The organism is Streptomyces sp. NPDC017936, assembly GCF_044328485.1.
Classification (GTDB): Bacteria; Actinomycetota; Actinomycetes; order Streptomycetales; family Streptomycetaceae; genus Streptomyces.
In genome coordinates this window covers 488,110-499,002 of the sequence record NZ_JBIRHK010000005.1, presented here as the reverse complement: position 1 = coordinate 499,002, position 10,893 = coordinate 488,110, and the positions used below count along the sequence as shown (strand labels likewise).

Below are 10,893 nucleotides of genomic sequence, written 5' to 3'. Positions count from 1 at the left end.
GCGGCGGCGTACGGCGCGATCTTCGCCTCGGCCAGCGAACGGACGGCGTCACGGAGCATGTCGTGCTCCTCGGACGGGCGGTACAGGTCGAAGTCAGCCGATCCGGCCAAGGTCTCTCACGCTCCAAAGCACATGGGGTGATCTCGCTAATTACCGTTAAGTAACTCAAATTTTAGAGGTCCGCCCGACCGAGTGATACGTGAGGTTGGCGACAAGGGGAATCGCGCCGAAGAACTGCCCGGTGAACGGCTTCCGCACGCCTCCTTACTATGCTCGGGCAGCACACCCGATCCACCTCCAGCCCAGGAGCATGTTCATGGCCCTCAAGATCACCGTGATCGGCACCGGTTATCTCGGCGCGACGCATGCCGCGGCCATGGCCGAGCTGGGCTTCGAGGTGCTCGCGCTCGACGTGGTGCGCGAGAAGATCGAGATGCTGGAGCGGGGCGAGACCCCGATGTACGAGCCGGGTCTGGAGGAGCTGCTGCGCCGGCACGTCGCCGGGCTCGAGGGCTCCACCGGGCGGCTGCGCTTCACCCAGGACTGGGCGGAGGTCGGCGCCTTCGGCGACGTCCACTTCGTCTGTGTGAACACCCCGCAGAAGCACGGCGAGTACGCCTGCGACATGTCGTACGTCGAGTCCGCGATCGGCTCCCTGGCCCCGCACCTGCACGGGCCCGCCCTCGTCGTCGGCAAGTCGACCGTGCCGGTGGGCTCCGCCGACCGGCTCGCCCGCACCATCGCCGCGCTGGCGCCCGCCGGCGAGGACGCCGAACTCGCCTGGAACCCGGAGTTCCTGCGCGAGGGCTTCGCCGTCCAGGACACGCTGCACCCGGACCGGATCGTCGTCGGTGTGCGCAGCGAGCGGGCCGAGAAGGTGCTGCGGGAGGTGTACGCCACCCCGGTCCGGGAGGGCTCGCCGTTCGTCGTCACCGACTTCCCGACCGCCGAACTGGTGAAGACCGCCGCGAACTCCTTCCTCGCCACCAAGATCTCCTTCATCAACGCGATGGCGGAGGTCTGCGAGGCCGCCGGCGGTGACGTCGCCAAGCTGGCCGAGGCCATCGGCCACGACGACCGGATCGGCAAGAAGTTCCTGCGGGCGGGCATCGGCTTCGGCGGCGGGTGCCTCCCCAAGGACATCCGGGCGTTCATGGCCCGTGCCGGTGAGCTCGGCGCCGACCAGGCGCTGACCTTCCTCCGCGAGATCGACTCGATCAACATGCGCCAGCGCGGCCAGATGGTCGAGCTGGCCCGGGAGGCGCTCGGCGGCGGGTCCTTCCTCGGCAAGCGCGTCGCCGTGCTCGGCGCGACCTTCAAGCCCGACTCGGACGACGTCCGCGACTCGCCCGCGCTGAACGTCGCGGGGCAGATCCACCTCCAGGGCGGCCAGGTGACCGTCTACGACCCCAAGGGCATGGAGAACGCCCGCAGGGTCTTCCCCACCCTCGGCTACGCCACGTCGGCCCTGGAGGCCGTGCGGGGCGCCGACGTCGTGCTGCACCTCACCGAGTGGCGGGAGTTCCGTGACCTGGACCCGGCGGTGCTCGCGGAGGTCGCGGCGGGCCGCGTGATCCTCGACGGGCGCAACGCCCTGGATCCGCAGCTGTGGCGGAAGGCCGGCTGGACGTACCGGGCGATGGGCCGCCCGACCGCCTGAGGCTCAAGGGCCTGAGGGCTGGAGAGCCCGAGAGCCCGGGCCGGAGGGCCCGGGGCTGAAGAGACCGGGGCCGGAGGGGCCTCACGGCCTGGGGCCGGGCCGGCGGGCGACGCCGGTTCGGCCGAGGCTCAGTCGGCCGAACCGGCGTCTGGGTGCATTCTGCCGCAACCGGGCGGCGTGTGAGGTGTGAACTCCCTGTGGGTTACGGCGCCCGCTCGGTCGGGAACCCGTCCCTCCCGCGTCCCGCGCCCCGCCGGACGCCCACCGAGGAGGTTCCGCATGGCGCCCGTCGTCCGTGTCCGATCCGTCGTGCTCGACTGCCCCGACCCCCGCGCCCTCGCCGACTTCTACGCGGCCGTCCTGGGCGGCACGCCCGAGCCCGACGAGGACGGCTGGGTCGTCCTGCGGGTGCCCGGCGGCCCGCGGCTCGCCTTCCAGCGGGTGGAGGAGTTCACCCCGCCCGAGTGGCCCCGGGGCGACCGCAACGCGCAGCAGTTCCACCTCGACCTGAACGTCGGCGCCACCTGGGAGGAGTTCGACGCGGCCCACGAACGGGTGCTGGCGCTCGGGGCGCGGCTGCTGGACCTCGAGGACCGGGAGAAGAAGGACTTCCAGGTGTACGCGGACCCGGCCGGGCACCCGTTCTGCCTGTGCCGGATCGAGGACGGCGAGACCCCCTAGGGGACCGGGCGGCCGGGAGGAACGCGCGGGCGGGGCGACCGGACGCACCGGTCGCCCCGCCCTCGTGCGGGACCGCCCGGCCGGCGGTCAGCCGTCCAGCGACTCGATCGTCGCGCGGGACGGCGCGCGCGTCGCCCGCAGGTCGCGGGCCACGTCCTCCGCCGCGCCCAGCACCCGTACCGCGTTCTGCCAGGTCAGCTTGGCCAGGTCGGTCCTCGACCAGCCGCGGTCCATCAGCTCCGCGATCAGGTTCGGGTAGCCGGAGACGTCGTTCAGGCCGTCGGGGGTGAAGGCCGTGCCGTCGTAGTCGCCGCCGATGCCGAGGTGGTCGACGCCCGCCACCTCGCGCATGTGGTCCAGGTGGTCGGCGACCGTGGCGACCGTGGCGGTCGGCCGGGGGCGGCGCTCCTGGAAGGCGCGGTGGACCGCCATGGCCTCCTCGGTGGTCTCGAGGGGGTGGAAGCCGTGGGCGCGCATGTTCTCCTCGGCCGCCGCCGTCCAGTCCACGGCCGCCTGGAGCACGAACTTCGGCACGAACGTCACCATCGCGACCCCGCCGTTGGCGGGCAGCCGCTCCAGGACGTCGTCCGGGATGTTGCGCGGGTGGTCGCAGACGGCCCGCGAGGAGGAGTGGGAGAAGATCACCGGGGCGGAGGTCGCGTCCAGCGCGTCCCGCATGGTCGTCGCCGCCACGTGGGAGAGGTCGACGAGCATGCCGAGCCGGTTCATCTCCCGGACGACCTCGCGGCCGAACGCGGTCAGGCCGCCGGCCCTCGGCTCGTCCGTCGCGGAGTCCGCCCAGTCCACGTTGTCGTTGTGGGTGAGCGTCAGGTAGCGCACGCCGAGCGCGTACAGGCCGCGCAGCGTGCCCAGGGAGTTGGCGATGGAGTGGCCGCCCTCGGCGCCCATCAGCGACGCGATGCGGCCCTGCGCGCGCGCCGCCTCCAGGTCGGCGGCGGTCAGCGCCGCCATGAGGTGCCCCGGGTGGCGGTCGACGAGCTGCCGCACGCAGTCGATCTGCTCCAGCGTCGCCGGGACCGGGTCCGGCAGGTCCGCGCGCACGTACACCGACCAGTACTGCGCGCCGACGCCGCCCGCGCGCAGCCGGGGGATGTCGGTGTGCAGGTGGGCGCGCTGGTCGCCGGCGACGTCCCGGGCGTCGAGGTCGTAGCGGACCTGCTCGCGCAGGGCCCACGGCAGGTCGTTGTGCCCGTCGACGACCGGGAACTCGCGCAGCAGCTCGCGGGCCTCCTCCAGCGGGGTCACCGGCGTCACTTCCCGAAGCCGAAGCCGCCCGCGGACCCGTCGGCCTTGGCGCGCAGCCGCTTGCCCTTCTCGGTGGCCTGGTCGTTCAGGTCCTGCTGGAAGTCGCGCATGCGGGCCAGCAGCTCCTCGTCGTGGGCGGCCAGGATGCGGGCGGCGAGCAGGCCCGCGTTGCGGGCGCCGGCGACCGAGACCGTGGCGACCGGGACGCCGGCCGGCATCTGCACGATCGACAGCAGGGAGTCCATGCCGTCGAGGTACTTCAGCGGCACGGGCACCCCGATGACGGGCAGCGGGGTGACGGAGGCGAGCATGCCGGGGAGGTGGGCGGCGCCGCCCGCGCCCGCGATGATCACCTTCAGCCCGCGGTCGGCCGCCTGCTCGCCGTACGCGATCATCTCGCGCGGCATGCGGTGGGCGGAGACGACGTCGACCTCGTAGTCGATCTCGAACTCGTCGAGGGCCTTGGCGGCGGCCTCCATGACGGGCCAGTCGGAGTCCGACCCCATGACGATGCCTACAACCGGGCTCATTCGGTGATCGTGCCTCTCAGGTAGCCGGCAGCGTGACGGGCGCGCTCCAGCACGTCGTCCAGGTCGTCGCCGTAGGTGTTGACGTGGCCGACCTTGCGTCCGGGCTTCACGTCCTTGCCGTACATGTGGATCTTGAGCTGGGGGTCCCGGGCCATGCAGTGCAGGTACGCGGAGTACATGTCGGGGTAGTCGCCGCCGAGGACGTTGACCATGACGGTCCACTTCGCGCGCGGGCGCGGGTCGCCCAGCGGCAGGTCGAGGACCGCGCGGACGTGGTTGGCGAACTGGCTGGTGACCGCGCCGTCCATGGACCAGTGGCCGGAGTTGTGGGGGCGCATCGCGAGCTCGTTGACGAGGATGCGGCCGTCGCGGGTCTGGAACAGCTCGACGGCGAGGTGGCCGACGACGCCCAGTTCCTTGGCGATGGTCAGGGCCATCTCCTCGGCCTGGAGCGCGAGGGCCGGGTCGAGGCCGGGCGCCGGCGCGATCACCGTGTCGCACACGCCGTTGACCTGCTGCGACTCCACGACCGGGTAGGCGACGGCCTGGCCGTGCGGGGAGCGGACGACGTCGGCGGCGAGCTCGCGGACGTAGTCGACCTTCTCCTCGGCGAGCACGGGGACGTCGGCGCGGAAGGGTTCCTGGGCCTCCTCGACGGAGTCGACGACCCACACGCCCTTGCCGTCGTAGCCGCCGCGGACGGTCTTGAGGACGACCGGGAAGCCGTCGCCCTCGTCCGCGAAGGCCGCCACGTCCTGCGGGTCGCTCACGATCCTGTGCCGGGGGCACGGGATGCCGATCGCGTCCAGCTTCGCGCGCATCACGCCCTTGTCCTGGGCGTGCACGAGCGCGTCCGGGCCGGGGCGGACGGGGACGCCGTCCGCCTCCAGGGCGCGGAGGTGCTCGGTGGGGACGTGCTCGTGATCGAAGGTGATCACGTCGCAGCCCCGCGCGAAGTCACGCAGCGTGTCCAGGTCGCGGTAGTCGCCGATGACGACGTCGCTCACCACCTGGGCCGCGGAATCCTGAGGAGTGTCACTGAGGAGCTTGAACCTGATGCCGAGCGGGATGCCCGCCTCGTGTGTCATACGAGCGAGCTGACCGCCGCCGACCATGCCGACTACCGGGAACGTCACGCCCCTAGGGTATCGGCCACGCCGGGCGGCCGGATTCCGCGCCTCTCACCCGGGTCTTTCCTGCCTCTTACCCTCGCCTTCCGGGCTTCTTCCCGGCCGGATCCCACCCGGTGAGGCGCACCACAGGAAACCTGCGAGGGGGGGTGGTTAGCATGGCTGGGTTGACGAAACCGACACCCGGACGGGGGCCTGTACGACCATGGGACATGGTTCCTCGGGGGAAGGGCGGTTGCGCAGACTCGTCCACGAGCTCGCCAAGTTCGGCGCCGTGGGCGGGGCGGGGCTGCTGGTCAACCTCGGCGTGTTCAACCTCGTGCGGCAGGTCACCGATCTGCAGGTGGTGCGGGCCAGCGTCATCGCGACGGTCGTCGCCATCGCCTTCAACTACCTGGGCTTCCGGTACTTCGCGTACCGCGACCGCGACAAGAGCGGCCGCACGCGTGAGCTGACGCTGTTCCTGCTGTTCAGCGTGGTCGGGCTGGTCATCGAGAACGGACTGCTGTTCCTGGCGACGTACGGCTTCGGGTGGGACAGCCCGCTCCAGAGCAACGTGTTCAAGTTCCTCGGGATCGGTGTCGCCACGCTGTTCCGGTTCTGGTCGTACCGGACGTGGGTGTTCCGGGCGATTCCCGTACGGGAGGCCGAGTCGGTGCTGGCGGCCGGGCCGAGGGCGTCGGCCGCGCCGAGGCAGCGGGTGTTCTGAGCGGGGGCGCACCGTGCGCCGGTGCGGGCGTCGCCGGGGGCTGCCGCCTCCGGACCCCCGCCTCGGCCCTGAGCGGGCCTCGTCCTCGAGCGCCGGACGGGCTGTCCCTGCCCGCGTCCGCCCACGGGGCGCCGCACGGGCGGGTCATCTGACCGTCGGCTCCTCGGTCTCCGGCGGCTTCTTCTCCAGTGGGGTCCGGGACAGGAACAGGCCGAAGATCGGGGGCTGGGCCTGGAGCATCTCCAGCCGGCCGCCGTCGGCCTCCGCCAGGTCGCGGGCGACGGCGAGGCCGATGCCGGTGGAGTTGCGGCCGCTGATCGTGCGCTCGAAGATGCGGGCGCCGAGGTCGGCGGGGACGCCGGGGCCCTCGTCGGTCACCTCGATGACGGCCTGGTTGCCGGTGACGCGGGTGCGCAGGGCGACCGTGCCGCCGCCGTGCATGAGGGAGTTCTCGATCAGCGCCGCCAGCACCTGGGCGACGGCGCCCGGCGTGCCCACCGCCTGCAGGTGGCGTTTGCCGGAGCTGACGATGGCCCGGCCCGCGCTGCGGTAGGCCGGGCGCCACTCGGCGAGCTGCTGCTGGATGACCTCGTCGAGGTCGAAGGTGACGGCCGAGCCGGTGCGGGGGTCGCGGGAGTTCGTCAGCAGCCGCTGGACGACGTCCGTGAGGCGTTCCACCTGGGTCAGCGCGATGGTGGCCTCCTCCTTCACCGTGTCCGGGTCGTCGGTGAGGGTGATCTCCTCCAGGCGCATGGACAGCGCGGTGAGCGGCGTGCGCAGCTGGTGGGAGGCGTCGGCGGCCAGGCGGCGCTCGGCGGTCAGCATGCGGGCGATCCGCTCGGCGGAGGAGTCCAGGACGTCGGCGACCCGGTCCAGCTCGGGGACGCCGTAGCGCTTGTGGCGGGGGCGGGGGTCGCCGGAGCCGAGGCGTTCGGCGGTCTCCGCGAGGTCGGTGAGGGGCGAGGCGAGCCGGTTCGCCTGGCGGATGGCGAGCAGCACCGCGGCGATCACCGCGAGCAACGCCACCAGTCCGATGATCAGCAGGGTGCGGCCGACCTCGCGGGTCACGGAGGAGCGCGGCTCCTCGATGACGACCGTCTCGCCCTCCTCGCCCCGCGCCGAGCCGCGGATGACGTCCCCCTCCGGCCTGGTGCCGACCTCTATGGTCCGCCGGCCGGGGATGCGGATGACGGCGTACCGGTCGTGCGTGACCTGGTCGCGCAGGACCTCCGCGCCGACGGTCCCCGCCCCCAGCAGCCGGCTGTCCACGATGCTGGCCAGCCGTGCCGCCTCCAGGTCCACGCGTTCCTGCGCGCTGTTGCTGATGGTGCGCGTCTCGACGATGACGAGGGACACGCCGAAGACGGCGATCACGACGAGCACCACGGCGAGGGTGGACTGGATCAGACGGCGGCGCACGGGCTTCTCTTCCGGGCGATGGCTTCAGGACGGACGGTGGGGCGGCGCCCCTCCGGGGCGCGGGGCGGTGCCGGTGCGCGGCACCGCCGCACGGCCGTGACCGGCCCCGACGGCCCGCGGCCGCGCACCCCCGACGGCCCCGCCGGACGTGACGCGGCCCCTGGGCCGGGGTTCAGCTCTTCTCGAAGCGGAACCCGACCCCCCGCACCGTGGCGATGTACCGCGGGTTCGCCGCGTCGTCACCCAGCTTCTTGCGCAGCCAGGAGATGTGCATGTCCAGCGTCTTGGTCGACGACCACCAGGTCGTGTCCCAGACCTCGCGCATCAGCTGGTCGCGGGTGACCACCCGGCCGGCGTCCCGCACCAGCACCCGCAGCAGGTCGAACTCCTTGGCGGTGAGCTGGAGCTCCTCCTCGCCCATCCAGGCGCGGTGCGACTCGACGTCGATGCGCACACCGTGGGTGGCCGGCGGCTGCTGGGGCTCGGTCGAGCCGCGCCGCAGCAGGGCCCGGACCCGGGCGAGCAGCTCGGCGAGCCGGAACGGCTTGGTGACGTAGTCGTCGGCGCCCGCGTCCAGGCCGACGACGGTGTCCACCTCGTCGGCGCGCGCGGTCAGGATCAGGATCGGCACGGCGTGGCCCTCGGCGCGCAGCCGGCGGGCCACCTCCAGGCCGTCCATGCCGGGCAGGCCGAGGTCCAGCACGACCAGGTCGACACCGCCCTGCATGCCGGCGTCGAGCGCGGACGGTCCGTCCTCCCGTACCTCGACCTCGTACCCTTCCCGGCGCAGGGCGCGGGCCAGCGGCTCCGAGATGGACGCGTCGTCCTCGGCGAGCAGTACACGGGTCATGAGCTGATGGTAGTCCGCACGGGGCGGGGCCAAGGGCGTGATGCCGACCCCGGTTTCTTACCCACGGACAAGCCGGACAGCAGCCCCTCCCCCGTCCGGCCGATCTTGGTCCGGACCTGCGGTCGCGGGATGTCATCCTGGTACGGACCTTGGAAACAGAGATCCGGTTCCGCGATCACCTGTGATCCCTGTCTCAAGTCCTTCCATATCAGGCAGTGTCCTGTCGTATGGTGAAGTAACGCCTGTAGCACGCGGGGACCTTCGGCGGTCGACTTGACGCTGAGGGTCTCTTTTGTGTGCGGGCCGGTGTCTCCGCCGGCCTTGGAAAGGAATGACCTGTGGCCGGGCCCCCACTCGCGGGGCGTGGATCCCGGTGGTCGCCGTCCGCCGCTCCGAGACCCGGAGCGGACTCCCCTGGGCGTGGGGGGACGGGCCGATCGCGCCGGTGCCGGCCGCCCCAACCGGGCGCGCAACGCTCCACCCGCGCGTCCCGACCAGCAAGGAACGACCATGGCGTCCAGCCTGACGAAGGACTCGGTCCGTCCGGGCACACCCGGCTCCGGGAAGACCTTCTTCGGCCACCCCCGCGGACTGGCCACTCTCTTCATGACCGAGATGTGGGAGCGGTTCTCCTACTACGGCATGAAGGCTCTGCTCCCGCTGTACCTGGTGGCACCGGGCGGCCTGCACCTGAACGCGGCCACGGCGACCGCGATCTACTCGGTGTACCTGTCGCTCGTGTACCTGCTCGCCCTGCCCGGCGGCTGGTTCGCCGACCGCGTCCTCGGCCCCCGCAAGACGGTCGCCGTCGCGGGCGCGATCATCATGCTCGGCCACCTCACCCTGGCCCTGCCGAACTCCGGCACCTTCTACGCCGGCCTCGGCCTGGTCGCCGTCGGTTCCGGTCTGCTGAAGGCCAACATCTCCACGATGGTCGGCCACCTCTACGAGGGTGCCGACGATCCGCGCCGTGACGGTGGCTTCACCGTCTTCTACATCGGCATCAACCTCGGCGCCTTCGCCGCCCCGCTGGTCATCGGCACCGTCGGTGAGAACGTCAACTGGCACCTGGGCTTCGCGCTCGCCGCGCTCGGCATGGCGCTGGGTCTGGCCCAGTTCCTCCTGGGCAGCCGTCACCTCAGCTCCCGCTCGGACGTCGTGCCGACCCCGATGACCGCCGCGGAGAAGACCGCCACGCTCCAGAAGGCCGGTCTGTGGGCCGTCCTCGCGGCCGTCTTCTACGGGATCGTCGGCTTCTCCGGCCACTACACGCTGAACTGGCTGCTGGTCCCGATCACCATCGCCGGTCTCCTCATCCCGGTCCTGGTCATCGCCCGCATCAAGCGGGACAAGGACCTGGACCGCGCCGAGCAGTCGAAGATGTCCGCGTACATCTGGTTCTTCGTCGCCGCGGCCGTGTTCTGGATGATCTACGACCAGGGCGGCTCGACCGTGTCCCTGTTCGCCGACTCCTCCGCCGACAACACGATCTTCGGCTGGGAGTTCCCGGTCTCCTGGTACCAGTCGGTCAACCCGGTCATGATCATGGCGCTGGCGCCGGTCTTCGCCTGGGCGTGGCTGGCGCTGGCCCGGCGCGGCAAGGAGCCGAGCACCGCGACGAAGTTCGCGATGGGCCTGATCATGATCGGCGCGTCCTTCTTCCTGTTCCTCGCCCCGCTGGCGATCGCCGAGGGCGGTCACAAGGCGGCCGCGATGTGGCTGGTCGGCATCTACTTCGTCCAGACGGTCGGTGAGCTCACCCTGTCCCCGGTCGGCCTGTCGGTCACCACGAAGATGGCGCCCGCGAAGTACGCCTCGCAGATGATGGGCGTCTGGTTCCTGGCCGTCACCGCCGGTGACGCCACGACCGGCCTGCTCTCCATCGCCGGTGTCGACCTCAACAAGACGGGCATCGTCGCCCTCCAGGCCGTGCTCGCCGTCATCGCCGGCGCCGCGGTGTGGATGTACCGCAAGCGCGTCAGGGAGCTCATGGGCAACGTCAACTGACGTCCGGCCCCGACCCTGACGGAGGGCCACCCCGGCTTCGGCCCGGGGTGGCCCTCCGCGCGTTCCGGCGCGGGCGCCGACGGCCCGGCGGGGACGCGGGCACCGCCGGGCCGCCCGGCAGGATCGCCGTGCCGGCGCGGTCGGCCCGAGGGCCCGGAGCCGGCCGTGGCCGCGGGCTCCCGGCTCGGCGGGGCCGCCGCCGGACCGCCGGACGGCGTACCGCTGCCGCTGGACGGACGTCTCGCCGACGGGCGTCCCGCGGGCGCACCCGGCGCCGTGGGCTCGGCCCCGGCCGCAGGGGCGGCCGGCTGCGGGACCGGCCGGGCCCGGTGGCGGTCGCGGGCGCGGCGGGTCGCTTCCGGCACGCCACGGTCCCTCGTTCCCGACGGCTCGGAGCCGCCACGCCCGGAAGGGGAGACGTACGCCGGAGCCGCGACGGTCCGGGCAGGGGGGACGCGGCCGGAGCGGAGCAGGCCCCGGCCCGGGTGAGCCGCGCGCCGACGCGGACGGGCTGCACCTCGAAGGCCCTGACGGCCCGCGCCCCGGCCCGGGCGGCCCATCACTCGGCCCGGAAGCCTGCGGCCCGCCCCGGCGGACGTGACCGGGCTCGGCGGGCATCGCCGGGCTCGGCAGACGTGGCC

General features: G+C 72.5%; 9 protein-coding genes. 4 read left to right on the top strand and 5 right to left on the bottom strand.

The features are described 5' to 3' along the window. Positions 1 to 316: 316 nt before the first annotated feature. Complete coding sequence (locus tag ACH4F6_RS13935) at positions 317 to 1,660, top strand: UDP-glucose dehydrogenase family protein (RefSeq protein WP_397960337.1); 1,344 nt, start codon at positions 317 to 319, stop codon at positions 1,658 to 1,660. 279 nt (positions 1,661 to 1,939) lie between these two features. Next, positions 1,940 to 2,341, top strand: coding sequence for a VOC family protein (locus ACH4F6_RS13930; protein WP_397960335.1), 402 nt, complete (start codon positions 1,940 to 1,942; stop codon positions 2,339 to 2,341). 87 nt (positions 2,342 to 2,428) lie between these two features. Here ACH4F6_RS13930 and ACH4F6_RS13925 read toward each other — a convergent pair whose 3' ends face one another. Genes ACH4F6_RS13925 through ACH4F6_RS13915 form a run of 3 tightly spaced genes read right to left on the bottom strand, consistent with a single transcriptional unit; the run spans position 2,429 to position 5,273 of the window. Further along, on the bottom strand, positions 2,429 to 3,607 hold the full coding sequence (locus ACH4F6_RS13925; RefSeq protein WP_397960352.1) for a dipeptidase: 1,179 nt from the start codon (positions 3,605 to 3,607) through the stop codon (positions 2,429 to 2,431). A 5-nt stretch (positions 3,608 to 3,612) separates the two neighbouring features. Continuing rightward, on the bottom strand, positions 3,613 to 4,137 hold the full coding sequence (purE, locus tag ACH4F6_RS13920) for a 5-(carboxyamino)imidazole ribonucleotide mutase (protein WP_397960334.1): 525 nt from the start codon (positions 4,135 to 4,137) through the stop codon (positions 3,613 to 3,615). Next, a complete protein-coding gene (locus ACH4F6_RS13915; protein WP_397960333.1) occupies positions 4,134 to 5,273 on the bottom strand; it encodes a 5-(carboxyamino)imidazole ribonucleotide synthase in 1,140 nt (379 codons plus the stop codon). The genes purE and ACH4F6_RS13915 overlap by 4 nt, the downstream gene beginning before the upstream one ends. A gap of 199 nt (positions 5,274 to 5,472) precedes the next feature. Here ACH4F6_RS13915 and ACH4F6_RS13910 point away from each other — a divergent pair, with 199 nt between their 5' ends. After that, entirely contained in the window at positions 5,473 to 5,976 is a 504-nt protein-coding gene (locus ACH4F6_RS13910; RefSeq protein WP_397960332.1) for a GtrA family protein, read from the top strand. 144 nt (positions 5,977 to 6,120) lie between these two features. On the opposite strand, the gene ACH4F6_RS13905 is transcribed toward ACH4F6_RS13910, so the two are convergent. Beyond that, positions 6,121 to 7,395: an ATP-binding protein gene (locus ACH4F6_RS13905; RefSeq protein ID WP_397960331.1), complete on the bottom strand. Its 1,275-nt coding sequence runs from the start codon at positions 7,393 to 7,395 to the stop codon at positions 6,121 to 6,123. Positions 7,396 to 7,567: 172 nt separating this feature from the next. Continuing rightward, on the bottom strand, positions 7,568 to 8,245 hold the full coding sequence (locus ACH4F6_RS13900; RefSeq protein ID WP_397960330.1) for a response regulator transcription factor: 678 nt from the start codon (positions 8,243 to 8,245) through the stop codon (positions 7,568 to 7,570). Positions 8,246 to 8,755: 510 nt separating this feature from the next. Here ACH4F6_RS13900 and ACH4F6_RS13895 point away from each other — a divergent pair. Beyond that, complete coding sequence (locus ACH4F6_RS13895; RefSeq protein ID WP_397960329.1) at positions 8,756 to 10,252, top strand: oligopeptide:H+ symporter; 1,497 nt, start codon at positions 8,756 to 8,758, stop codon at positions 10,250 to 10,252. The last annotated feature ends 641 nt before the right edge of the window (positions 10,253 to 10,893 follow it).